General features: G+C 63.3%; 23 protein-coding genes. 10 read left to right on the top strand and 13 right to left on the bottom strand.

Translation table 11 applies throughout. From position 1 onward, the window contains the following. Positions 1–14: 14 nt before the first annotated feature. From NKJ80_RS02865 to NKJ80_RS02845, 5 genes are all read right to left on the bottom strand, one after another. Complete coding sequence (locus NKJ80_RS02865; protein WP_023729772.1) at positions 15–827, bottom strand: carbohydrate ABC transporter permease; 813 nt, start codon at positions 825–827, stop codon at positions 15–17. Positions 828–838: 11 nt separating this feature from the next. Continuing rightward, the gene (locus tag NKJ80_RS02860) at positions 839–1,705 is read right to left on the bottom strand and encodes a carbohydrate ABC transporter permease (protein ID WP_023729771.1); all 867 of its coding nucleotides are present in this window, start codon (positions 1,703–1,705) and stop codon (positions 839–841) included. Between the two features lie 98 nt (positions 1,706–1,803). Further along, a complete protein-coding gene (locus NKJ80_RS02855; protein WP_023693095.1) occupies positions 1,804–3,075 on the bottom strand; it encodes an ABC transporter substrate-binding protein in 1,272 nt (423 codons plus the stop codon). Between the two features lie 229 nt (positions 3,076–3,304). After that, on the bottom strand, positions 3,305–4,222 hold the full coding sequence (locus tag NKJ80_RS02850; protein ID WP_023671262.1) for an AraC family transcriptional regulator: 918 nt from the start codon (positions 4,220–4,222) through the stop codon (positions 3,305–3,307). Between the two features lie 94 nt (positions 4,223–4,316). Then, positions 4,317–5,126: a helix-turn-helix transcriptional regulator gene (locus tag NKJ80_RS02845; protein ID WP_023745861.1), complete on the bottom strand. Its 810-nt coding sequence runs from the start codon at positions 5,124–5,126 to the stop codon at positions 4,317–4,319. A 113-nt stretch (positions 5,127–5,239) separates the two neighbouring features. Between NKJ80_RS02845 and NKJ80_RS02840 the strand changes: the two genes are divergently transcribed. The 9 genes from NKJ80_RS02840 to NKJ80_RS02800 all read left to right on the top strand — a co-directional run bounded on the left by NKJ80_RS02840 (position 5,240) and on the right by NKJ80_RS02800 (position 14,328). After that, positions 5,240–6,376: an ABC transporter ATP-binding protein gene (locus tag NKJ80_RS02840; protein ID WP_023745860.1), complete on the top strand. Its 1,137-nt coding sequence runs from the start codon at positions 5,240–5,242 to the stop codon at positions 6,374–6,376. Then, the gene (locus NKJ80_RS02835; protein ID WP_023711362.1) at positions 6,357–7,520 is read left to right on the top strand and encodes an ABC transporter substrate-binding protein; all 1,164 of its coding nucleotides are present in this window, start codon (positions 6,357–6,359) and stop codon (positions 7,518–7,520) included. The genes NKJ80_RS02840 and NKJ80_RS02835 overlap by 20 nt, the downstream gene beginning before the upstream one ends. 61 nt (positions 7,521–7,581) lie before the next feature. Next, positions 7,582–8,445: an ABC transporter permease gene (locus tag NKJ80_RS02830; RefSeq protein WP_023693099.1), complete on the top strand. Its 864-nt coding sequence runs from the start codon at positions 7,582–7,584 to the stop codon at positions 8,443–8,445. After that, a complete protein-coding gene (locus NKJ80_RS02825; protein ID WP_023671267.1) occupies positions 8,445–9,257 on the top strand; it encodes an ABC transporter permease in 813 nt (270 codons plus the stop codon). The genes NKJ80_RS02830 and NKJ80_RS02825 overlap by 1 nt, the downstream gene beginning before the upstream one ends. A 28-nt stretch (positions 9,258–9,285) precedes the next feature. Next, complete coding sequence (locus tag NKJ80_RS02820) at positions 9,286–10,047, top strand: SDR family NAD(P)-dependent oxidoreductase (protein ID WP_023745859.1); 762 nt, start codon at positions 9,286–9,288, stop codon at positions 10,045–10,047. Between the two features lie 187 nt (positions 10,048–10,234). Further along, positions 10,235–11,638 carry an MATE family efflux transporter gene (locus NKJ80_RS02815; protein WP_352497008.1) on the top strand — a complete coding sequence of 468 codons (1,404 nt, stop codon included), beginning with the start codon at positions 10,235–10,237 and terminating at the stop codon, positions 11,636–11,638. A 150-nt stretch (positions 11,639–11,788) separates the two neighbouring features. After that, positions 11,789–13,588 (top strand): winged helix-turn-helix domain-containing protein, encoded by a 1,800-nt coding sequence (locus NKJ80_RS02810; RefSeq protein WP_352497007.1) that lies wholly within the window; start codon positions 11,789–11,791, stop codon positions 13,586–13,588. A 155-nt stretch (positions 13,589–13,743) separates the two neighbouring features. Next, positions 13,744–14,040 (top strand): DUF4242 domain-containing protein, encoded by a 297-nt coding sequence (locus NKJ80_RS02805; protein WP_112625763.1) that lies wholly within the window; start codon positions 13,744–13,746, stop codon positions 14,038–14,040. Between the two features lie 129 nt (positions 14,041–14,169). Next, positions 14,170–14,328, top strand: a complete 159-nt coding sequence (locus NKJ80_RS02800) for a DUF1127 domain-containing protein (RefSeq protein ID WP_352497006.1) — start codon at positions 14,170–14,172, stop codon at positions 14,326–14,328. A gap of 262 nt (positions 14,329–14,590) precedes the next feature. Here NKJ80_RS02800 and NKJ80_RS02795 read toward each other — a convergent pair whose 3' ends face one another. The 8 genes from NKJ80_RS02795 to speB form a co-directional block, all read right to left on the bottom strand. Next, on the bottom strand, positions 14,591–15,394 hold the full coding sequence (locus tag NKJ80_RS02795) for an ABC transporter permease (RefSeq protein WP_023671272.1): 804 nt from the start codon (positions 15,392–15,394) through the stop codon (positions 14,591–14,593). Further along, positions 15,391–16,245: an ABC transporter permease gene (locus NKJ80_RS02790; protein ID WP_023695891.1), complete on the bottom strand. Its 855-nt coding sequence runs from the start codon at positions 16,243–16,245 to the stop codon at positions 15,391–15,393. The genes NKJ80_RS02795 and NKJ80_RS02790 overlap by 4 nt, the downstream gene beginning before the upstream one ends. Beyond that, the gene (locus NKJ80_RS02785) at positions 16,242–17,279 is read right to left on the bottom strand and encodes an ABC transporter ATP-binding protein (RefSeq protein ID WP_023671274.1); all 1,038 of its coding nucleotides are present in this window, start codon (positions 17,277–17,279) and stop codon (positions 16,242–16,244) included. The genes NKJ80_RS02790 and NKJ80_RS02785 overlap by 4 nt, the downstream gene beginning before the upstream one ends. A 95-nt stretch (positions 17,280–17,374) precedes the next feature. Continuing rightward, positions 17,375–18,463, bottom strand: coding sequence for an ABC transporter substrate-binding protein (locus NKJ80_RS02780; protein ID WP_023671275.1), 1,089 nt, complete (start codon positions 18,461–18,463; stop codon positions 17,375–17,377). Between the two features lie 68 nt (positions 18,464–18,531). Then, a complete protein-coding gene (locus NKJ80_RS02775; RefSeq protein WP_352497005.1) occupies positions 18,532–19,179 on the bottom strand; it encodes an amino acid ABC transporter permease in 648 nt (215 codons plus the stop codon). Beyond that, positions 19,176–19,832, bottom strand: coding sequence for an amino acid ABC transporter permease (locus tag NKJ80_RS02770; protein ID WP_023671277.1), 657 nt, complete (start codon positions 19,830–19,832; stop codon positions 19,176–19,178). The genes NKJ80_RS02775 and NKJ80_RS02770 overlap by 4 nt, the downstream gene beginning before the upstream one ends. A 6-nt stretch (positions 19,833–19,838) precedes the next feature. Beyond that, the gene (locus NKJ80_RS02765) at positions 19,839–20,633 is read right to left on the bottom strand and encodes a transporter substrate-binding domain-containing protein (RefSeq protein ID WP_352497004.1); all 795 of its coding nucleotides are present in this window, start codon (positions 20,631–20,633) and stop codon (positions 19,839–19,841) included. 83 nt (positions 20,634–20,716) lie between these two features. After that, positions 20,717–21,778 carry an agmatinase gene (speB, locus tag NKJ80_RS02760; protein ID WP_023700439.1) on the bottom strand — a complete coding sequence of 354 codons (1,062 nt, stop codon included), beginning with the start codon at positions 21,776–21,778 and terminating at the stop codon, positions 20,717–20,719. 212 nt (positions 21,779–21,990) lie between these two features. On the opposite strand from speB, the gene gcvA reads away from it, so the two are divergent. Next, on the top strand, positions 21,991–22,959 hold the full coding sequence (gene gcvA / locus NKJ80_RS02755; RefSeq protein WP_023671280.1) for a transcriptional regulator GcvA: 969 nt from the start codon (positions 21,991–21,993) through the stop codon (positions 22,957–22,959). Positions 22,960–22,990 lie beyond the last annotated feature (31 nt).

The raw sequence follows: 22,990 nt of genomic DNA, 5'->3' as shown, positions 1-22,990 counted from the left end.
GGTAAGTCCTCGCATCAAGTCTTTTTTTGCCGGAAAACGGAATTCAGGAAGCCGCTGAGCACGCCGAGGAACAGCAGCGGCGGTAGCGACAACAGCACGACCGAGGCGTTGAGGATTCCCCACGGCACGTTCATGCCTTGCTGTGAAAGTTCGGAAGCGACGATCGGCAATGTCTTGGCGTTGGAACTGGACAGCATCAGCGCGATCAGGAATTCGTTCCACACCAGCACGAAGCTGAAGGCGACGGCGCCGATCAGCGAGCGCGCCGCTACCGGCAGCGCAATGCGCCAGAACACCGAGTAAGCGCCGTAGCCGTCGACGAAAGCGGCTTCCTCGATTTCCTTCGGCACGGCCTGGAAGGCGGGAATGGCGAGCCACATGATCACCGAGATGGTGAGCAGCGAATAGGTGACGATCAGCGCCGGCAAGGTGTCGTAGAGCCCGATCTGCAGCCAGATCACCATCAGCGGAATGGCGACTGCCACCGGGGGCAGGAAGCGCAGCGACAACACGAAGAACTGGATGTCGCCAGCGAAGCGATTGGGATAGCGCGCCACCGCATAGGCTGCCGGAAGGCCGAGCATGACGCCGATCAGCACGGCGACGCCGCAGGAAATGACCGAGTTAAAGAGACCGGTCATTACGCTGTCGCGGCCGATGATGTAGCTGATATTGTCGAAGGTCGGGGTAAACACCAGGCGCGGCACGCGGGTGATGATGTCGACATTGCTCTTCAGCGAATTGACCGCCGTCCAGGCGAGCGGAAACACCGCCATGAAGCCGGCGAAGGCCAGGATGATCTTGCCGATGAGGCGGCCCGGTCTCATGCGATACGGCCTCATGCCTGCACCCGCTTCCACAGCATGGTGAAGGTGATGACAGTCGCGATCATCATCAGCACCGCCATGGCCGAGGCATAGGACACCTTGCCGGATTCGATGAAGCCTTGCGAGAAGGCGTACATGTCGAGCGTCTCGGTCGCCACGCCCGGCCCGCCGCGCGTCATCACATAAATCAGGTCGAAGGAGCGCAGCGATTCGATCATCTTGACGAACATCAGGCTGATCAGCGGCGCCTTCAGCATAGGCAAGGTCACATAGGCATGGATCTGCCAGCGTTTGGCGTGGTCGAGCCGCGCCGCTTCGATCGGCTGCGGCGGCAAGGTCTCCAGAAGCTTCAGCACGATGACCGCGAAGAACAGTCCCCACTGCCAGACATCGACCGAGGCGACGGCAAACAGGGCCGTCGACGGCTTCGACAGCGGGTCGAAGATCAACCCGCCGGTGATCAGCCTGTAGGGATAGGTGGCGATGCCGTAGAGCGGATGATAGGCAAACTTCCACACGAAGGCCGCCGAGACACGCGGCAACAGCACCGGGATGATGAACAGCAGGCAGTAGATGTTGCGCAGCCGCGGCGACGCTACTTCGAACATCAGCACGCCGAGCCCGATCGCCACCATCATCGTCGCCACCACGGTGACGATTTCCCACTTCACCGAAACCCAGACCGCGTTGAGGAAACGCCGGTCGGCGAACAGGTCGATGAAGTTCGACAGCCAGACCCAGGAATAGTTCGACGAGCTCAGCTCGCGGTTCTGCAGCGCAATGACGATGGCGTACAGCGTCGGCACCATCGACAGCACCAGAAGAATGGCGAGCGTCGGAACCAGAAACGTCACGGGCAGGGAAGAGCGTCGGCGCATTGCCTATCCTCGGGCTGTGCCTTTTTGGGGAGAACCCGCGGCGCACAGGTCCCGGCATCCGGTCGAATGCCGTGGACCGCGCGCCGCGGGCGGGAGGATTACTTCTTCTTCACCAGCTCGTTGGCGTAGGCCTCGAGTTCGTCGAGGCCGCCCTTGACGTCGGTGCGCGTGCCGGTGACCAGCTCTTCCAGGATGATGCCCCAGCGGTCGCCGAGATCCGGCCAGCGCGGATCCTGCCAGAAGTTCACCGCCGTCACCTTGCCGGTATCGGCAAGCGCCTGGCCGAGATCGGCGCCATAGATGTCGGCGAACTCCTTGCTGGACAGCACGCTGGTGCGGTTGAGCTCGCCGAATTGGTGCGCGTCGAGCCGGCGCTTCTCGTTCTCCTTCGACGTCGCCCAGGCGATGAACAGGCCGGCGCATTGCTTCGCGGCGTCATCGGCATTGGCCTTGGCGGCGATGGCGAGGCCGTGGCCGTAGCCGCCGCCGGTCAGTGGCGAGGGCGGCGGCAGGAAGCCGATCTTGCCGACCACTTGCGAGGTCTTCGGGTCGACCGCCATGCCCGACAGCGGCGTCGATTCGACCAAGATGGCAACCTGGCCCGACAGGAAGGCGCCGGTCGATTCATCCCAGCTGCCGGTCTGCGTGCCGGGCGCTGAATCCTTGAACAGTTTAAGATAGGTCTCGGTCGCTTTGACCGCGGCCTCGGAGTTGAAAGCCGGCTTGTCACCGTCGAACCATTTTCCGCCATAGGCCTTGAAGAACGGCATCCAGCGCCAGACATTGGCGCCCGAGCCACGCGCGCCGCGCAGCGCGATGCCGTACATGCCCTTGTCGGGATCGGTCAGCTTCGGCACGTCGGCGATCAACTCGTCCAGCGTCTTCGGCGGCTGGATGCCGGCGGCTTCCAGAATGTCCTTGCGGTAGACCATCAGGTCGCCGCCGCCGGTCAGCGGCGCGAACCACACCTTGCCGTCATAGGTGGCGACCTTCTGCCGGCCCGGGTCGAAATCGGCGTAGTCGTAGTCAGCCGGGTAATAGTCGGTGAGCGGCACGATCCATTTCGACGAGGCGAACAGCGCGACATTGGCTTCGTCGACATAGTAGACGTTGTAGTTGCCGACCGTGGACGCATCGGCGCGCGACTTTGCCCGGCGGTCGTTCTCGTTGAGATAGTCGATCTGGAAGCTGGCGCCGGCCAGTTTCTGGAACTCGTCCTTGGACGCTTCCAGCAGCGTCAGCCCGTCACGCGGTTGCGCCAGCACCTTGACCGGCGCCGAGCAGACCGGCGCCGCCAGCGCCATGGTCGAGAGGGTCGTGGTAAGCATGAAAGCTGCGCTTATGCTCGCAGCGAGCCGAATTGGTTTCATTGGTTTTCTCCTCCAGGAACAGTCGCAGGAAGCGGAAGTCTTCGGTTGCGCGATCCTCGCCATCGCCCGAGCGACAAGCCACCCATCGCCAAAATGAGGAGTTGCTAAAGGCCGCGCTAGAAGCCCCGCTGCAGCAGACCTGTACTTTTATGCATTGTGCGCTGCAAAATTCGGCCCGCCTGCACGGCCTCTGTCACATGAGTACCGATGGAGTGAGGAAGGCCGGTTTTCAGGCGCGCATCGTCATCCGCTGCTTCGACAGCTTGCGGTAGGATGACGGCGTCATCCGGTGCTTGCGCAGGAAGGCGCGGTTGAAGTTGGAGATGTTCATGTAGCCGACCTGGAAGCAGATGTCGGTGATCGGAATATCGGTGTCCGCCAGCAGCTTGCAGGCTTGCCAGAGCCGGAGCTTGGCGATGTGGTCGCTGAAACTGTTGCCGGTGTTTTTCTGGAAGAAGCGCGAAAACGTGCTTTCGCTCATCCCCGCCAGCTCCGCCGCCTCCGGCAGCTTCAGGTCCTCGGCGAAGTGCTGGAAGAGATAGGTCAGCGTGCGCTGGATGATGTCCAGCGAGGTTGCGTCGAGCGCGGGTGAGAAATCCGGCGAGGACAAAAGCTCGTATTCGTCTGTCCTGGCCAGCAGATCGACCAGTTCGAGGAAGAGGCAAAACCGGGCGAGCCCGTGCACGGTGCCCATCCTTTCCATCAGCGCAGCGCCGTCGAGCGCGGCGCGGCCATGGAAGACGATGCCGCGCAGCGATCGCTCCAGGAACGGTTCTAGTTCGCGCAGCTCCGGCAGCAGTCCCGCCGAGCCGCGCAGCCGCTGCGGATCGAATTGCAGCACGATGTCGCGTCCTTCGATCAGCTCGCCGGGTTGCACCGATGTCACCCAGTCATGCGGCAGCCCGCCGCCGACGATGCTCAGGTAGCCCGGCCCGAATTCGCCGATGTGATCGCCGACCAGCGCGACCCCGGAAGACTTCCTCAGGAGATGGATCTCGTATTCCGGATGAAAATTCCAGACATTGCGCTCCCAGGGATAGTCGTCGAGCCGCCACAGGAAACTGTCGCTCGCCTCGGTGACGATGTGCTCGAAAGCCGGCACCGTGCGAGGGATCGCGGCCGTGTTCTTTCTGCGCCTGAATGCCATCGTCTGCTCTCCGGGGCGTATGAGGAAGCGACTGGTTTCGGGTAATCCGTAGCAGTCTGTTGCCCGCAAGTGAACGATGTCTGCCTCAGCGATTTCAACGCCGGCTCTCGATGATCTCGATGAAGCGGGCGAACAGCCCGGCTTGGGATTTGACGCCGAGTTTGCGATGGATGTTGCGGCGATGAACCTTCACCGTTCCCGGCACGATGCGCATGGCTCTCGCGATCGACTCGGTGGAATGCCCCTGCAGCACCAGATCGACGACATGCTTTTCGCGCGGGGTCAGCGACAGGCTTTCCCAAATGTGGGCGCGGTCGAACTCGTTGACGGCGGCGATCGTCTCGCCCTGCTCCGCTTCGTCCTGCTCCTCGGCCGCAAGTGCGGGCCAGCGCAACCGGGCGAAGTTGATGACCGCCGGCGCCATGTCGCGCAGCAGCCTGGCATCGGCGGTGCCGAAGGGGCCGGAGGCCTGCAATCGCATCAGCGACAGCACCAGCGCATCCTTGCCGGGCAATGGCACGAAGAAGCCGACCTCCTCGGCGAGCCTTGTCTGACTGTAGTAGGTGCGAAAATACTCGCTGGCATAGAAGCGGTCGGGCGCCAGTTCGCGCATGCGCCAGAACCCCTCCTTGCGCTCCACCGCCGCGTGATGAAACGGGTCGAGCAGGTAAGGCCCTTCCTGATAAAGCGTGACGAAGACATGGCTCTCGTCAGGCGAGAAGGTTTCGAACAGCAACGGCGGCCGCGAAGCGCCGCGATAGCCGAAGATCACGCAGTGGTCGAAGCTGACATGCTGCCTCAACCAATCGACCATAGCCTGGCCGAACAGGTCGCCGCTGGTCTCTCGCGTTGCCGCGACAAGGGCAGCGAGCCGGCTGTATTCGTCGCTGCGAGATGCGCTCAAAATATACCCCCTTAAACGAGAAAATAGATCAGATATACCACCAGCGAGGTATATACTAGCCGCCATTGGCTCTGGTAGCGTCCTGAAATAGCCCTGTTGCTGGAGCCAGCACTTTGACCGCAGTGCCCGACATCGAGTTTCGCGGCGTCACCAAGCGCTATGGCGCCGTGACCGCTGTCAGCGGCATCGATCTGGCTGTGCCGCCCTCCGCCTTTGTCGCCCTTCTCGGACCGTCCGGCTGCGGCAAGACCACATGCCTGCGCATGATCGGCGGCTTCGAGCAGCCGAGCGAAGGCCAGGTGTTCATCCGTGGCCGGGACATGGCCGGAACGCCACCCTATCGTCGGCCGGTCAACATGGTGTTCCAGCAATACGCGCTGTTTCCGCACCTCGATGTGGAAGCCAATGTGTCCTACGGGCTGCGCCAGGCACAGCCACGCCTGTCGTCGCAGGAAATCGGCCGGCGCGCCGGCGAGGCGCTCGAAATGGTGCGGCTCGCCGGCTATGGCCGCCGCAAGATCCACGAACTCTCCGGCGGCCAGCAGCAGCGCGTCGCGCTGGCGCGCGCACTGGTCAACAAGCCGGCGGTGCTGTTGCTCGACGAGCCGCTGGCGGCGCTCGACAAGAAACTGCGCACCGATATGCAGATCGAGTTGCAGAACCTGCAGCGCGAGATCGGCATCACCTTCGTGCTGGTCACCCACGACCAGGAGGAAGCGCTGTCGATGAGCGACTTCGTCTGCGTCATGAATGGCGGCCGCATCGTACAGCTCGGCCAGCCGAGCGAGATCTATGACGAGCCGGCCGACCTGTTCGTCGCCGACTTCGTCGGAAAGACCAATCTGTTGAGCGGCAAGGTTGCCGGGCATACAGGCGATCTTGTCAATGTGGCGCTGGCGGACGGAACCGTCATTGCCGCGCGCAAACGAACCGCCTTGCAGCAGGGCGAGACCGTTTCTGTCAGCCTGCGTCCTGAATCGCTAAGCCTCGGCGCCACCAAAGGCAGCCCTTTCAAGGGCATCGTGCGCAACCGGATCTTCTTGGGCTCGACGGCGGAATACGCCATCGAGGTGCAGGGCATCGGAACGCTGCTGGCCAAGGCCGACCATGTGATCGGCCATGGCAACCTCTTCAAGCCGGGTGAACCCGTCGCCATCGGCTTTGCCTCCGGGACGCCGCTGGCGTTTCCGGAGACCAAGAACAACGGGACCAACCAGAGGGTAGCAAAAAATGTCGAAATCATATCGTGACGGACTGCCGATTAGCCCTGAGAACTTCGTCGACCAGCTGATGCGCCTGAAGCGCGGCTCGATCGGCCGCCGCGACTTCCTCCGCCTCACCGGCCTTGGCATCGCAACCGCGGTGATGGCGCGCGAGCTCGGCATCATGCCGACGCCGGCCTTCGCCGCCGAAAACCTCGGCGACCGCATGTCGATCGCCACCTGGCCGAACTATCACGACCCGCAGACCTTCGAGAATTTCAAGAAGGACACCGGCGTCGCCGTCGAGGTCAACGTGTTCGGCTCCAATGAGGAGATGCTGGCCAAGCTGCAGGCCGGCGCCTCGGGCTGGAGCCTGTTCGTGCCGACCAACTACACGATCTCGACCTACAAGAAACTCGGCATCATCGATCCGCTCGACATGGCCAAGCTGCCGAATTTCGACAGCTCCCAGGAGGACCCGCGCTTCACCTCGGAAGGCACGATCGACGGCACGACCTACGCGGTGCCGAAGAACTGGGGCACCACGGGCTTTGCCGTCAACACCAAGAAGCTGGCCAAGCCGATGACCAGCTGGAAGGAATTCTGGGACGTCGCCATGGCCGAGGGCGATGGCCGCACCATGGTCCACGACTACCAGCTGACCACAATCGGCAACGCGCTGAAATATCACGGCTATTCCTTCAACTCGCTGAAGCAGGACGAACTCGCCAAGGCCGAGGAGCTGCTGCTCAAGGTCAAGCCGCATCTGTTCGCGGTCTCGTCCGACTACCAGCCGGGCATGCGGGCGGGCGACGCCTGGATGACCATGTGCTGGACGAATGACGGCGCACAGCTGCATCGCGATATCCCGGAGATCGCCTATGTGCTGGGCAAGGAGGGCGGCGAAATCTGGACCGATTTCTACGCCATCCCGAAGGACGCGCCGAACAAGCCGGCCGGCTATGCCTTGCTCAACTATCTGATGACCCCTGAGGTCGCGGTGAAGGAGCATCTGGCCAACGGCGCGCCGTCGACCGACGCACGCGTCAACAAGCTGCTGCCCAAGGAAGTGCTGGACAATCCGATCCTCTATCCGGCGGCCGACCTGTTGACACCGCTGGAATTCGGTGCGGCGGCGACGCTGACCGATCCCGGCCGCGCCGAGCTGATGGCGCGCTTCAAGTCGGCTTGAGGCCGGCCTGACGCAAACGGAAACCGGTGGGCCTATGTCCGCCGGCATCGGGGCGGTTTCCATGCACGGCAACAGATTTCGGTATAACATCCTGACAGCGCTGCTGCTCGCTCCGGCTACAGCGTGGCTGGTGGTGTTTCTGGTGTTGCCGTTCGTCGCCATTGCCGTGTTCAGCGTCGGCGAGCGGGCGCCGGAGGGCGGCTACCAGGCCGCCTTCACGCTGGCGCAATATGCCAACCTCCCGGCGCGGGCGACTGCCTTCTGGAACACCATGATGCTGGCGCCGGTGGGCGCGCTTGCCTGCCTGCTCGTCGCCTACCCCGTCGCCTACTACCTTGCCCTGAAGGCGCCGCAACGCTGGCGGCTGATCCTGCTTGCGCTCGTCGTCATTCCGTTCTGGACCAGCCTTTTGATGCGTACCTATGCCTGGATGTACATTCTGGGCGGACGCGGCATTCCCGCGCTGCTGGCCTTTGTCGGTATCGAGGATGTCAGGCTGATCAACACGCCGGGCGCCGTGCTGCTCGGCATCGTCTATGGCTATCTGCCGCTGATGATCCTGCCGATCTATGTCAGTCTCGAGCGGCTCGACCGAAGGCTGCTGGAAGCCTCCGCCGATCTCGGCGCGACCCCGCTCTCAACCTTTCTGGGGGTGACGCTGAAGCTGTCGCTGCCGGGCGTCATGACCGGCTTCTCGCTGGTCATGATCCTGCTGCTCGGAGAATACCTGATCCCGACGCTGCTTGGCGGCGGCAAGGTGTTCTTCATCGGCAATGCGCTGGTCGACCTGTTCCTGCAGTCGCGCAACTGGCCGTTCGGATCGGCCATCGCCATCACGCTGGTGGCGGTTTCGGTGGTGGTGCTGATCGCGGCAAACCGCATTTCGACACGGGTGTCGGGCGCCCGCAGGGTGGATCTGATCTGATGCGCGCCTTCGTCACAGCCGTCTTCGCCTTCCTCTATCTGCCGATCGCGTTGGTCGTGCTGTTTTCCTTCAACGCCGGCCGCCATGCCAGCGAGTTCACCGGCTTTTCGGTGCAGTGGTACGGCACGGCGCTGTCGAACCCGTTCCTGGTCGAGGCGTTGAAGAACAGCCTGTTCATCGCCACCACCAGCGCCCTTCTGGCGGCGGTGTGCGGCACGGCGGCGGCACTCGGCCTGGCGCGGGTCGGGCTCAGAACCCGCGCCGTCTTCGACGCGCTGATGGGTGCCGCGATCGTCGTTCCCGGCGTCGTCATCGGCATCTCGACGCTTGTCGCGCTGGTCCAGCTGTTTGGCGTGCTCAACCCGTTCCTCGCCTCGATCTGGCCAAACGACCAGCCGCCGCGCCTGTCGCTCGGCTATGGATCGATCATCGCCGCCCACGGCCTGTTTTCGATGGCGTTGGTGACGATGATCGTCGGCACGCGTCTCGCCAGCCTCGACCGCAACCTGGTCGAGGCCTCGAGCGATCTCTACGCCACGCCGCTGACGACGTTTCGCTCGATCGTGCTGCCGCAGATCATGCCGGCGGTGATCGCCGGCTTCCTGCTCGCCTTCACCTTCTCCTTCGACGATTTCATCGTCGCCTTCTTCGTCGCCGGCGCGCAGACGACGCTGCCGATCTATGTCTTCGCCTCGATCCGGCGCGGCGTGACGCCGGAAATCAACGCCATCGCCACCATCGTGCTCGTCGCCTCGGTTCTTCTGGTGGTGCTTGCCCAATGGCAGCTGCGCCAGCGCCAGCCGTCAAACTGAACAAGCCATCCAGCTGAAAGACAAATTCATGATCCTTAGAGACCGCATCGCCGTGGTGACGGGCGCCGGTTCCGGCATCGGCCGAGCCGGCGCCATGATCATGGCCAGGGAAGGCGCTGTGGTGGTCATCGCCGACCGGGATAAGACCAGCGGCGAGACGACAGCGGCGGACATCCGGGCAGTGGGCGGGCAGGCCGAGGCGATTGTCACCGACGTCTCTGACGACGCGGCGGTCGGGCAGCTCATCACAGGCACGCTCGGCAAGTATGGCCGCATCGACATCCTGCACAACCACGCCGGCATTCAGGTCGGCGGCACGCTGACCGAGGTCGAGGTCGATGGCATGGATGCGTCCTGGCGCATCAATGTACGGGCGCAGTTCCTGGCCGCGCGGCTGGCCATGCCGGCGATGGTCGCGCAAGGCGGCGGCGTCATCCTCAACACGGCTTCGAATTCGGGCGTCTTCTACGACCGCGAGATGATCGCCTATGCCACGTCCAAACATGCGGTGGTGGCGATGACCAGACAGATGTCGCTCGACTATGCCCGCCACAATGTGCGCGTCAACGCGCTCTGCCCGGGCTGGGTCGACACGCCTTTCAACGAGCCGTTCATCGCCCAGATGGGCGGACGCGAGGCGATCGAAACCTATGTCCGCACCAAGATTCCGATGGGCCGCTGGGCGAGCGCCGAAGAGATCGCAGAAGCGATCCTGTTCCTCGTCTCCGACCGCTCATCCTTCATGACCGGCCAGGCACTGGTGATCGACGGCGGCGAAAGCATCGGCTGACCCAAGGGCAGCCGGATAGGAGGGTTCCCGCTTCTGGCTCAATCGCCGGCTGCCCGTCCTCCCTTGCCTTCATGCCGCATTTCGTCCAATAGAACGACGCAAACGCTGCGAAACCGAAGGTTTTGCCGTTTGGAAGTGCGGCTTCCGGCCTCGTTGCCGACGCGCCGCAATCGGAAAGAGCAGGACAATGTCTGCGATCGAAGCCGGCGCTCGTGCGCCGGAAAATCTTTGGCGTCAGGAAATCAGGGCGACGCTGGCGCTGGCCTGGCCGATGGTGCTCACCAATCTCGGCCAGACCGCGATGACCGCCACCGACGTCATGATGATGGGGCGTCTGGGCGCGGACACGCTGGCCAGCGGCGCGCTCGGCGCCAACCTCTATTTCATGCCGCTGATCTTCGGCCTCGGCCTGATGCTGGCGACCTCGCCGATGATCGCCACCGAGCTTGGCCGCCGCCGCTATTCGGTGCGCGATTTGCGCCGCACCGTGCGGCAAGGGCTGTGGCTGGCGATCCTGATCTCGATCCCGATCTGGATGGTGCTGTGGCATGGCGAGGCCATTCTGCTGGCCATGGGCCAGGAGCCGGCATTGGCACATCAGGCCGGCATCTATCTGCGCTGGCTGGAATGGGCGGTGCTGCCCTTCTACGGCTATATCGTGCTGCGTTCCTTCATCTCGGCGCTGGAGCGGCCGGGCTGGGCGCTGATCATCGTCTTCGTCGCCGTCGCCTGCAACGCCTTCTTCAACTGGGTGTTCATGTTTGGCAATCTCGGCGTCACCTCGATGGGCATTGCCGGTTCGGGGCTGGCGACCACCCTGTCGAGCACGCTGATGTTCTGCGGCCTGGCAGCCGTGGTGATGCTGGAGAAGAAGTTCCGCCGCTACCGCCTGTTTGGCCGCTTCTGGCGCTCCGACTGGCCGCGCTTCAAGGGTCTGCTGCGGCTCGGCATGCCGATCGCCGGCATCCTCGCCTTCGAGGTGACGATCTTCAACGCCGCAGCCCTGCTGATGGGCCTGATCGATGCGGATTCGCTCGCCGCGCACGCCATCGCCATCCAGATCGCCTCGATCTCCTTCATGGTGCCGCTCGGTCTCAACCAGGCCGTCACCGTGCGCGTCGGGCTGGCCCACGGCGCCGGCAATCCGGCAGGCGTTTCGCGCGCCGGCTGGACCGCCTTCGTCATCGGCGTCTCGTCCATGGCGCTGATGGCGCTGGTGATGGTGCTGTGGCCGCATCTGTTGATCAGCGCCTTCATCGACATGACCGATCCGGCGAACGCCAGGGTGATCGCGCTGGCCGTGTCGTTCCTGGCCTTTGCCGCGCTGTTTCAGATCTTCGACGGTGCGCAAGCCGTTGCCGCCGGCATGCTGCGCGGCCTGCACGACACCAAGGTGCCGATGATCTATGCCGCGATCGGCTATTGGGGCATCGGCCTGCCGCTCGGCGTGCTGCTCGCCTTCCATTTTGGCCTGCACGGCGTGGGCATCTGGATCGGCCTTGCGTCGGGGCTCGCCGTGGTGGCGGTGCTGCTGTTAGCGCGCTGGCTGCGGCGCGACCGCATCGCACCGCCACTTGTCTTCAGGCACTGAACACAAAAAGCGGACCGTCCAGTTTTGGATGGAGGACTATCGCTGGAGCTGCCGTTAGCTACTGACCTAACCTACGCGCTTGCGACCTATCGGCCCAAGCCTCTCCCATAGTCAGAGCCGATAATGTAGATTGTCGCATCGGGAAAGGTGATGCGACACTCATTTGGACAATTCGAACTTGATGAAGCTGCCCGCAAGCTGTCACTAGGCGGCGTTAGGCAGAAGATTCAGCCGCTTGTCTTTGATCTGCTGGTGTACCTGGTGCGCAATGCCGGCCGGGTGGTCCCCAAAGACGAACTGATGGACACCCTCTGGCCGAATGTCATCGTGACGGAAGCATCGCTTCAGCGGGTCGTCAGCCTCACCCGAAAGGTGCTTGCAGCAGGCGGGTTGCAGGATGCAATCCACAGCTACGTTCGCCACGGCTATCGCTTCGCCATCGATGAACCGGGACTGGGTTACGTGCGGCCCGCGTCGTTGCAAGGCGATGACCAGCTTGCCGACGCCCGCAGGCTGGCCGCGGCACGCGATTGGAGCGCGGCTGCAAAACTTTTCGCCCATTTGGCGGCCACTGAAGATCTGTCTCCTGCCGATGTCGATCTTTGGGCGCTGGTCGTCGAATGTGGTGGGCGACCGACCGAGGCTATCCCTGTGCTGGCCCGCGCGGTGGCGGCTCATGTCGACTCCGGGGACTTGGCCCGCGCCGCCAGATCCGCCGTCACACTTGCAAAAATACAGGCCGAGCGCGGATCCGGCTCCGTCGCAGAGGGATGGCTGGAGCGTGCTGCGTCGCTTCTGTGTCAGTCGCCAGACGATAGTACGCAAGCCTATCTGCTTTGGATGAGGTCGCGCCTGGCATCTTCTGGCGGCCACCCCGAGGAAGCGCTGCAACTGGCGTCAGCTGCTTACGCGATAGCTGAACATTGCGACGATCCCGGCCTGCGAGCTCTGACACTGACATACAAGGGATTTTTCAATCTCGCCCTCGGCAAGATCGACGAGGGCAGCGAGCAGCAGAACCATGCGGCGGCCATCGCTTTGTCGAGCCAGGTCGACCCGATCACCGGCGGTCTGGTTTACTGCAATATCCTGTGGAGCTGCAGGACATACGCCGATTGGCCCCGTGCTCGCCAGTGGAGCGAAGGCTTCGAAAGCTGGTGCACCGCAAGTTTTGCGCAGACCTCGGGCGCCTGCGACCTTCATCGAGCCGAAGTGGTGGCGGCACAGCAGATATTGCCTGAAGCCCTGACCTGCATAAACGAAGCGCTTCCCAAACTCTCCGCGGAGGAATCCTGGTCGCTCGGCGAAGGCTTCCGTGTCCGCGGCGATATCTTCGCGATGATCGGCGACCTCGCATCGGCGCGCGCCGACTACGACCAGGCTTATGCGCTGGGCTGGGACGCGGAGCCGGGCAATGCCGTGCTTTTGTTCGAAACAGGCGATCTGGACGGGGCGCTTGCGGCACTCGACAGGGCTCTGCAAGGGATGTCGTGGTTCCATCTGCAGCGGCGCGGAAACCTGCTGGTGAATGCGGCCTGCATTGCAGCGCGCGGCGGGCGCTCAGCCCAGGCGTCGATCTATCTCGACGAAATCGATGCGCAGCCCGAACGCTGGCGGCAACCGGCAACGCAAGCATTGATAGCCGAAACCAAGGCCGCACTTTGCGAGCCAGGCGACCCGAACGGACATCGGCTTCTGCTATTGGCCCGGCAGCTCTGGACCAGTGCAGGCGTCGAGTATCACGCGGCAAGGGTCCGGCTGCAGCTCGCCAGTGCCTTGTTGAGTTCCGGCGACATCAGCGGAGCGAAAGTGGAGATCACCGCAGCTGAGAGATCGGCCCGCCAGCTGGGATCACGGCGCCTGGAAGAGAAAGCCGCAACGCTCCGCCATAGCTTTTCCCGCGATAGCCAGCCGCTTGTCGATGGCTCTACGCAGGAACTCACCCTCTGACGAGCTTATCAGCGGTGACAGCGAAAGATCAGCCAGAGATCAGGTCCCGGTAAGGACGATCGGTCCCCCTAGAGGTAATTTTCCCCAGCCAGGCAGACACGCCTGCGATCAATGGCGCCGCGAAGAAGCTGGCGCGAAATCGAAAGGGAAAGATCATGAACCTGTTTGTCATCCGCCGCCCCAGCGCTTGGGCATCTCTGCAGGAACTCGAAGCCGCCGGCGCCAAATCGGCAAAGGTCGCCAAGGAACAGATGTCGGGCACGGTCAGCTGGATCCGCAGCTATGTCGTGCACGAACCCGACGGGCGCATCGGCACCTTCTGCATCTACGAGGCGAAAGACGGCGAGGCCATCCGGGATCACGCCAAGCGCGTCGGCATGCCCGGTGAGGAATTCTACCCGATCCTCGACACGGTCATCCTTCGCAACGATCCGATGACGGCCGCGGCCTGACGACCTCCAGTCGCTGCCTCGCGTGATCAAAGCGGGGCAGCGTCATCCAACCAGCAAGCAATGAACAGACGGCGCTCGGGGCGGCATGCCGCTTCCCGGCGCTGCAATTCCCCACGTATGGAGAAACCAATGTTTAACTACCTGAAACGCGTTTCGATCGGTCTGAGAGCACGCAGGGCCGAGAGGGCCTTGCAGGAACTGCCTGACCACATCCTGAAGGACATAGGCATTCGCCGCGGTGCGATCTCCTATGCCGTTCGTGAGCACTTCAAGGACCGTCTTGTCTGAGTGCCAGCGAATTGGAAACCAGGGACATGGAACTTCTGATAAACATGGCGAACATCATGTATGTGATCGCCTACTTCACGCTGGACATTTTGCGGCTGAGGATTCTCACCACAGCCGCTGCGATCTGTCTTGCCGTGTATTTCTACAGCCAGCCGGCGCCACTCATGAACGTCGTCGGCTGGAACGTTTTCTTTGTCGTTCTGAATCTGGTCCAGATCGGCCGTATTCTGAAGTCTCGCCATGCAAAGTTGCCTGGGTCCGCTCAGCTCCCGTCCGACGACATCGCGCCGAGCAGCCTGCGTATATCGCCAAATCGCGCGATCGAGCCGAACACCAGTGCCGCCACCGCGACGAAGAACACCGACACCGAAGCCATGGTCGGCGTGTAGCCATAGCGCAGCGCGTTGAAGATCTTGATGGGCAGCGTCTCGGTGGTGAAGCCGATCGTCATGTAGGCGACGATGTATTCGTTGAGCGACAAGACGAAGGCGAAGGCGTAGCCCGAGACGAGGTAGGGCAGGATCAGCGGCAGCACCACGGTCTTCAGCACCGTCCGGTCGTCGGCGCCCATCGTGGCGGCGGCCTCTACCAGCGAGCGGTCGATCGAGGCAAAGCCCAGCGACAGCGTCACCAGCGGCAGCGTCACGAAGAAGATAGCGTGGCTGATGATGGCGGTGAAGAACTGGCCGAACAGCCCGACCGTCGCCCAGAAGGAGAGGAAGCCGAGCGCGGTGATGACCGGCGGCAGGATGAAGGGGGCAAGCCCCAGCACCTGAAAGATGTTTGCCCAGGGCGCGATGCGCCGCCACAGGAACCAGGCCAGCGGCAGCGCCACCGCCACGGCAATCGCCGCCGAGCAGACGGCCAGCGTCACCGAATGGATCAGCGCCAGGCGCCATTCCGGATCGGTGAAGATCTGGGCGTACCAGGCGAGCGAGAAGCCGACCGGCGGGAAGGAGAGCTCCTGCCGCGAATTCACCGACACGCCGGCGACGACGATCAGCGGCGCCGCCAGGAACAGCGCGACGATGGTGAAATAGACACGGCGCAGCAAGGTCGCGGTCATAGGGCGTTCTCCCGGCGTCCGACGAGCAGCGTCAGTCCGACCAGCGCCAGCGAGATCAGCACCAGGAACACCGCCATTGCGGCCGCGAACGGCATGTTGGACTGGTAGATCGCCTGGTCGGTGATCAACACCGACAGCGTCCAGTGCTGCGGCCGTCCCAGAATCTGCGGTAGCAGATAGGAGCCGAGCGCAAAGACGAAGACCATGATCAGCGTCGCCACGATGGTGTTGCGCAGCGCCGGCGCGACGACGTTGAAGAAGGCCCGGATAGGCGAGGCGCCGAGCGTGCGCGCGGCCTCTAACAGAGTCGGATCGAGGCGGACCAAAGCGGGGTAAAGCACCAGGATCGTATAGGGCAGCGCCTGGTAGACCATGCCGGTCAGCACCGCGCCAAAGGTCGGCAGCAGCGCCACCGGCTTGTCCATCAGCCCGATCGCCACGAACAAATTGGTGATGCCGGCGGTGCGCGAAAACAGCGTCGACCAGGCAAAGCCGATAATGACTTCCGACAGCGACAGCACCGACAGGAGGCCGACCAGCCACAGCGTCTGCACGCGGCGCGGCCGACGGGTCAAAAGGTAGGTGAAGGGGAAGGCGATGGCGACGCAGCAGACGGCGACCAGCACCGCCAGCATCAGCGAAAAGCCGAGCACGCCGCCGAAGAACACCGACAGGAAGCGGGCGTAATTGTCGAACACGAAATCCGGCGTGTAGAAACCGGACGGATTGCGCTTGAAGAAGCTCACCGCGATCATCGTCGAGAACGGCACGACGAAGAAGACGATCAGCATCAGCGCCGGAAAGAACAGCGGCGTGTAGTCGGCTAGCGACTTCGGAGCCTCGCGTCTCATGCGCCGAGCACCACGCAGCTCGCCGGCGGCAATGTTACGCCGACCTTGGCGCCGACCGGCACGTCATGCCGTTCGCGCGGCGTGGTCACGGCAATGATGCTGGTGCCGCCGACGTCTACGAAGGTCTCGATGGTGCCGCCGAGATCGCGAACGAAACTCACCTCGCCGGTAATGGCCGAGCCGCCGGGGCTGCCGAGATGCACGTCCTCCGGGCGAACCGAAACAGACGCTTTGGTCTGACCCGCCGGCATGGCAAGACCTGGAATGGCTGTGCCCAGAATGGTGGTGCGCCCGGTGCTGTCGATCTCGGCCGGCAGCAGATTGGTGATGCCGATGAAGTCGGCGACGAAGGCGTCGGCCGGCTTGCGGTAGATCTCGATCGGCGGCGCTGCCTGCAGGATCCTGCCGTGGCCCATGACGACGACGAGGTCGGCCATGGTCATGGCTTCGCGCTGGTCGTGGGTGACGACGATGGTGGTGATGCCCAACCGCTGCTGCAACTGGCGCAGTTCCACCTGCATGGCCTCGCGCAATTTGGCGTCGAGCGCCGACAGCGGCTCGTCGAGCAGGAACAGTTTCGGCGACAGCGCCAAGGCCCGCGCAATTGCCACGCGCTGGCGCTGACCGCCCGATAGTTTGGCCACCGGACGGTCGGCAAAGCCGGTCAGATGGATGAGGCCCAGCAACTCGTCGACGCGTTTCTTCTGCTCCTCCTTCGAGGCGCCGCGAATGCGCAGCGCATAGGCGATGTTGTCGCCAACGGAGAGATGCGGAAACAGCGCCAGCGACTGGAACACCATGCCGAGATTGCGCTTGTGCGTCGGCAGCGGGGTGATGTCCTCGCCGTCGAGCACGATGGCGCCGCTGGTCGGCTCCTCCAGCCCGGCGATCATGCGCAGCAGCGTGGTTTTGCCGCAGCCCGACGGGCCGAGCAGGCACACGAACGTGCCGTGCGGCACGTTGAGCTGCACATTGTCGACGGCGGCGAAGTTGCCGAATTTTTTGGTGACGGCGTTGATATCTAGTCCGGACATGCTCATCCCTCTCAGGCTGTGCGCTGGAGCAATTCCAGGAAATGGCCGCCGGAGGAAATCCGGCGGCCGATCAGTTTTCAAGCGGAACGGGCGGCTCAGCCGACGATCAGCTCGGTCCACTTCTGGTTGATCCAGTCGGCCTTCGACGTATAGAGGTCATAGCGCGGGATGATCGGATCGATATCCGACGACACCGCGGCGAACTCTTCCGGCTTGAGGTCGAGCACCTCTTTCTTCAGCGTAGGCGTGGTGCCGACCTTGCGCGACATCAGACCCTGCATCGACGGCTGGCTCATATAGTCGATGAATGCATGCGCCTCGTCGACCTTGGTCGAGGCGCGCGACAGCACCCAATTGCCGGAGTCCTGGATGCCGCCTTCCTTCGGGAAGGTCGAGCGGACATGGAAGCCGTCGGCGACCGCGAGGCCGGTGACGTCGTGATAATACTGGCCCATCGGGATCTCGCCCGACTTCAGCGCCTGCTCGAACTGCGCCTCGTCGCGATACCACAGCCGGACATTCGGCTTGAGCTCGGCGAGCTTTTCGAACGCCTTGTTCAGTCCGTCCTCGGTGTCGAGCGCATTGGTGCCGCCCATGAAGGTCTTGGCTGTCACTTCGAGCAGGAACGAGTTCGAGGCAAGTGCCAGAAGGCCAAGCTTGTCCTCATTGGCCTTGTCCCACAGCGTCTCCCATGAGGTCGGCGCATCTTTGTAGACATCGGTGTTGGAGACCAGCGTGATCCACCAGGCGACGGCGCCGATGCCGGCGACGCGACCATCCGGATATTTGTTGACGAAGCGCGGCAACAAATCGTTGTAGTGCTTGAACTTCGACGTATCGAGCGGCGTCCACAATTCGGTCGACTGGCCCTTCAGCGTCGAGGTCTGCGACATCATCGAAAGGTCCGCCGGGGCTTGGCCGGCCTTGGACGCCTGTTCGAGCTGCACCAGCCAGGCTTCGCCGGTCGGCTCGGCGACCGACTCGACCGCAATGCCGGTCGCCTTGGTAAAGTCGGGGAAGACGTGCTCGTCGAAGGATTTCTTGAAGTAGCCGCCATAGACGCCGACCTTCAGCGACTTGTCCTGCGCGCGCAGGATCGACGGCATGGCGAGCACGCCGGCTGTAGCGAGGCCCGCACCAAGCACGCCGCGCCGTGTCAGGGATTTTCCAATCAGTCTGTTCATCTGGTTTCTCCTCAGTTGATGCCGTTCTATTCCGGCAGGTTCCCTTCACGCACTGTCGCCGCCTGGCGTCAGTGGGCCGCCGCTCGTTGTTCGAGCGTACGGGCGTATTGCGTCAGTGGAAAGCACAGGACGAAGAAGATCAGCGCCACCAGCCCGTAGACCTTGAACGGTTCGAAGGTGGCGTTGTTGATGGCGTTGGAGGTTCTGACCAGCTCCTCGAAGCCGATGATCGAGGTCAGCGCCGTCGACTTGATCAACTGCACCAGGAAGCCGACGATCGGCGCCCTTGTGATCGAGAACGCCTGCGGCAGGATGATCAGCCTGAGCTCCTGCAGGCGGTGCAGGCCAAGGCTGGCGCCGGCATCCCACTGTCCCAGCGGCAGCGCATCGACGCCGCTGCGCCAGATCTCGGCCAGATAGGCGCTGGCGAAGAAGGTCAGGCCGAGCACCGCTGCCGTCCATGGCTCGATGCGCAGGCCGAGCATCGGCAGGCCGAAGAACATCAGGAACAGCTGCATCAACAGCGGCGTTCCCTGGAACAGGGCGATGTAGCCGGAAGCGACCCGCTGGCTCCATTTATTCTCTGCGATCCTGAAGAACAGCACGATCAGCCCGACCAGCGCGCCGCCGACAAAGGCCGCCAGTGACAACAGCACCGTCCAGCGGGCGGCGAGCAGCAGATTGCGAACGATGTCCCAGAAGGTGAATTCGATCATGTGACACCTGCCCCCAATACGCGGCGCCCGCCTGTGACCAGCAGCCGGCGCAAGGCCATGGACAGGACGAGGTAGACCAGGGTCACGACGAAATAGGTTTCGAAGGACCGGAAGGTGCGGGCTTGCAGCATGTCGGCCTCATAGGTCAGCTCGCGCACGGCGATCTGCGACACCACGGCCGATTCCAGCATCATGATGACGATCTGGCTGGTCAGCGCCGGGTAGATCACCTTGAGCGCCTGCGGCAGCACGATCTTGATGAACACCTGGCGCGGTCTCAAGCCCAGTGCAAGCGCTGCTTCCGTTTGTCCGCCGGGCACGGCATCGAGACCGGCGCCGACGATTTCAATGGTGTAGGCTGCCATGTTGAGCGTCATTGCCAGCATGGCGGCCAGGATCGGATCGAGCCTTATGCCGAGGCTGGGCAGGCCGAAGAAGATGAAGAACAGCTGCACCAGGAACGGCGTGTTGCGCATCACCTCGACATAGACCGCGATGGCGCGCTTCACGAATACCGGGCCGTTGCGCCGGCCGGCAGCGCCCAGGATGCTGAGCAGCGTGCCCACGAGCGTGGTCACGACGATCAACAGGATCGTCGTGGCCGCGCCGCGCGCGATGTCGCCCACAGCGCCTGGGAGCCAGGCAAAGGCCACGAGAACTCAATCCTTGAGGTTGTCGGGATTGAGCGGCGTCTTCAGCCAGGCCTTCGAGCTCTCGTCGAGCTTGCCGTCGGCCAGCATCTTGGCAACCGCATCATTGACCGCCGTCTTCAGCCGGTCCTCTTTCTTGTTGAGGCCGATATGCGAAGGCGAGGTCAAAAGCTGGAACTTCTGCTCCGGCTTCAGCGCGTCCTGCTTGGCCAGCACCTGGGCGCCGACATCATTGCCGACCACCATCAGCTGCGTCTGGCCGGAGATGAAGGCCTGGATGACGGAGTTGTAGTTGTCGAAGCGCTTGATGTCGGCCGATGCCGGCGCCGCTTCGGTCAGCGACGTATCCTCCAGCGTGCCGCGATTGACGGCGATCGACTTGTCGGCAAGGTCTTCCTTGCCTTTGACGGAGAGCGCTGCCGGACCGATGACGGCGATGTAGTAGGGCGCATAGGCGGCGGCGAAATCGATCACCTCCTCGCGCTCCTTGGAATAGCCGACGCTCATCAGGATATCGACGCGCTTGTCGGTGAGATACGGGATGCGGTTCTGGCCGGTGACGCTGACCAGATTGAGCTTCACCTTAAGTGAATCGGCGATCGCCTGCGCGACGTCGACGTCGTAACCCTTGATGCTCATATCGGCGCTGGCCGAGGAGAAGGGCGGAAAGTCGGAGAAGATGCCGACATTGATGGCGCCGGCCTTGGTGATGTCGTCGACGGCGTCGGCATTGGCCTGGGAGGCGAAGCCGAGGCCGGCGAGCATCAGCGCGGCGGCGATGGTTGATTTCATTTGGATTGTCATTGGTATTCCCCTTCTGGAAGCTTGTTTGTTTTGGAAACGGCCGCCGGCTCCAGCGCGGCGGCCGCCTTTGCATGTGAAATCCGTCAGGCCCCCTTGCCGGTGATCGCCGGGCTGAACACCATCAGGCTCAGGATCTCGAACAGGACCTGGGCGCCGACATGGGCGGTGTTGGTGGTCGCGTCATATTGCGGCGCCACCTCGACGACGTCGCCGCCGACAATGTTGAGGCCTTTCAAGCCGCGCAGCAGTTCGAGCACCTCGCGCGTCGTCAGGCCGCCTATTTCCGGCGTGCCGGTACCCGGCGCGAAGGCCGGATCGACACTGTCGACATCGAAGGAAATGTAGGTCGGGCCGTCGCCGACGATTCTGCGCGCCTTCTCGATGATGGCCGGAATGCCGAGACCCGTCACCTCTTCGGCATGCACGACCGTCATGCCGGATTCATAGGTGAACTCCCACAGATACTCCGCCGAGCCGCGGATGCCGATCTGGATGGTGCGGGTGGGGTCGAGCACGCCGTCCAGCACCGCGTTGCGGAACGGTCCGCCATGATGGAACTTGGTCATGTCGAACAGCCCGCTTGTGTCGCAATGAGCGTCGATATGGATCATGCCGACCGGCGCCTTTTTGCCGACCGCCTTCAGGATCGGATGGCTGATCGAGTGGTCGCCTCCGACCGAGAGCGGCAGCACGCCGGCATCGACGATCTGGTTGGTGCGGCGTTCGATATCCTCGTGGCTGATCTCCAGCCGGTAACGGCTGCGGAACGGCGTATCGCCGATGTCGGCGACGCGAAGCTCATGCGTCGGCGCGCATTCCAGCACATGATTGTAGGGGCCTATGCGCTCGATGGCGCGCAGCGCCCTGGGTCCAAAGCGCGAGCCGGGCCGGTTGGTGACGCCGAGATCCATCGGCACGCCGATGATCGCCACCTGCAAATCGCCGAAATCCGGATTGTCGGCAGCGATTTCACGGTAGGGCGCGGCGAGGAAGGTGGGGATGCCGGCATAGGGCGCCAGCCTTGTGCCGCTCTTGGAGAAGATCTTGTCGGCGACCTTGCGGAACTTCGGGTCGAACATCTCGCCGCCATGGCTCTCGCCATACTTGCGGCGCAAGGCTTCCAGCTTGCCTCTGTCATAACCCATGTCGGTCTCCTCCTGCGGGCTGATGCATGCGACCGTGGCGACATCTGCGAACTGACCATCATCCGGCCGGGTCGCTGTCCCGCTGGCTGCCTGTAGATTTCACGTCATTGATGCTGTTGACCTGCCAAAGTGTCCGGCAGCCGCATTGAAAAATCAATTGATATTGTTACGGTGCCGATTGTGAGAAAATCTCACAGAGTATCCGGTTGCTCATGGCCAAGCGTCTGCCCCCCTTGAATCCCCTGCGCGCCTTCGAGGCGACGGCGCGTCACGCCTCCCTGACCAAGGCGGCGAGTGAGCTCAATGTCACCCATGGCGCGATCAGCCACCAGATCAAGGCGCTCGAGCAATCGCTCGGCGTAAAACTGTTCGAGCGCACCGGACAGCGGGTCAAGCTCACCCCGCACGGTGCCGAACTTCTGCCGGCGGTCTCGACCGCCTTCGACGGCATCGCCGCCGCCACCCAGCGCATGACCAGGCCGGCCAGCGCCGGTACACTGTCGGTGTCCTGCGTGCCTGCGCTGCTGCTTTTGTGGATGACGCCGCGGCTCGGCAGCTTCATGGCGCAATACCCCGACATCAGGCTGACGCTGATCCCGTCCAACGACCCCAAGGACATCCGCGCCCCACAGGTCGATGTGTGCGTGCTCTATGGCGACGGCAGCTGGACCGATTGCTGGATGCGCAAATGGTCGGGCCTCGAACTGTTCCCGGTGGTCAGCCCGACGTTGATCAACAACCGGCCGCTCCGCATCTGCCGGGATCTTGCTGGCCATGTCATCCTGCATGGCGATGATGGCCGCGAATGGCACACCTGGCTGGCCGCCGCCGACGGGCTCGACCTCGAACGTGGCCGCCGTCACCATCTCGGCGACGCCCGTACGGCGATCGAAGCCGCGGTGCATGGCCATGGCGTGGCGCTCGGCGATTCCGTGACCGCCAGCATGCTGCTCGCCAGGGGCCTGCTGGTGGCGCCGTTCAGCCTGTCGGTGCCGGCGGTCGACGATTTCTATGTCGTCTGCCGCAACGAGATGCGTTCGGCGCCTATCGTGCAATTGTTCGTCGACTGGCTGTTTGCCGAAAAGGAACAGGCCGACAGCCGGGCCGACGCCCCGGTGGCCGGCCGCATCGGCAGCCGCCGGAAGCGTCCGGCACTGCGGGTGGTGGGCGCCAAGAGTTGAGGCTGGACCGGGAGCGACTGCTTTTTGTCGG

This window comes from Mesorhizobium sp. M0030, from assembly GCF_040323695.1.
Lineage (GTDB): Bacteria > Pseudomonadota > Alphaproteobacteria > Rhizobiales > Rhizobiaceae > Mesorhizobium.
The sequence above is the reverse complement of the archived record's forward strand: the minus strand, read 5'-3'. Positions and strand labels throughout refer to the sequence as shown.

Excerpts from the sequence above, each read along its gene's own strand:
- NKJ80_RS02865 (WP_023729772.1), bottom strand. The coding sequence starts at position 827 with ATGAGACCGGGCCGCCTCATCGGCAAGATCATCCTGGCCTTCGCCGGC.
- NKJ80_RS02860 (WP_023729771.1), bottom strand. The coding sequence starts at position 1,705 with ATGCGCCGACGCTCTTCCCTGCCCGTGACGTTTCTGGTTCCGACGCTC.
- NKJ80_RS02855 (WP_023693095.1), bottom strand. The coding sequence starts at position 3,075 with ATGAAACCAATTCGGCTCGCTGCGAGCATAAGCGCAGCTTTCATGCTT.
- NKJ80_RS02850 (WP_023671262.1), bottom strand. The coding sequence starts at position 4,222 with ATGGCATTCAGGCGCAGAAAGAACACGGCCGCGATCCCTCGCACGGTG.
- NKJ80_RS02835 (WP_023711362.1), top strand. The coding sequence starts at position 6,357 with ATGTCGAAATCATATCGTGACGGACTGCCGATTAGCCCTGAGAACTTC.
- NKJ80_RS02830 (WP_023693099.1), top strand. The coding sequence starts at position 7,582 with ATGCACGGCAACAGATTTCGGTATAACATCCTGACAGCGCTGCTGCTC.
- NKJ80_RS02825 (WP_023671267.1), top strand. The coding sequence starts at position 8,445 with ATGCGCGCCTTCGTCACAGCCGTCTTCGCCTTCCTCTATCTGCCGATC.
- NKJ80_RS02820 (WP_023745859.1), top strand. The coding sequence starts at position 9,286 with ATGATCCTTAGAGACCGCATCGCCGTGGTGACGGGCGCCGGTTCCGGC.
- NKJ80_RS02815 (WP_352497008.1), top strand. The coding sequence starts at position 10,235 with ATGTCTGCGATCGAAGCCGGCGCTCGTGCGCCGGAAAATCTTTGGCGT.
- NKJ80_RS02810 (WP_352497007.1), top strand. The coding sequence starts at position 11,789 with ATGCGACACTCATTTGGACAATTCGAACTTGATGAAGCTGCCCGCAAG.
- NKJ80_RS02805 (WP_112625763.1), top strand. The coding sequence starts at position 13,744 with ATGAACCTGTTTGTCATCCGCCGCCCCAGCGCTTGGGCATCTCTGCAG.
- NKJ80_RS02800 (WP_352497006.1), top strand. The coding sequence starts at position 14,170 with ATGTTTAACTACCTGAAACGCGTTTCGATCGGTCTGAGAGCACGCAGG.
- NKJ80_RS02795 (WP_023671272.1), bottom strand. The coding sequence starts at position 15,394 with ATGACCGCGACCTTGCTGCGCCGTGTCTATTTCACCATCGTCGCGCTG.
- NKJ80_RS02790 (WP_023695891.1), bottom strand. The coding sequence starts at position 16,245 with ATGAGACGCGAGGCTCCGAAGTCGCTAGCCGACTACACGCCGCTGTTC.
- NKJ80_RS02785 (WP_023671274.1), bottom strand. The coding sequence starts at position 17,279 with ATGTCCGGACTAGATATCAACGCCGTCACCAAAAAATTCGGCAACTTC.
- NKJ80_RS02780 (WP_023671275.1), bottom strand. The coding sequence starts at position 18,463 with ATGAACAGACTGATTGGAAAATCCCTGACACGGCGCGGCGTGCTTGGT.
- NKJ80_RS02775 (WP_352497005.1), bottom strand. The coding sequence starts at position 19,179 with ATGATCGAATTCACCTTCTGGGACATCGTTCGCAATCTGCTGCTCGCC.
- NKJ80_RS02765 (WP_352497004.1), bottom strand. The coding sequence starts at position 20,633 with ATGACAATCCAAATGAAATCAACCATCGCCGCCGCGCTGATGCTCGCC.
- speB (WP_023700439.1), bottom strand. The coding sequence starts at position 21,778 with ATGGGTTATGACAGAGGCAAGCTGGAAGCCTTGCGCCGCAAGTATGGC.
- gcvA (WP_023671280.1), top strand. The coding sequence starts at position 21,991 with ATGGCCAAGCGTCTGCCCCCCTTGAATCCCCTGCGCGCCTTCGAGGCG.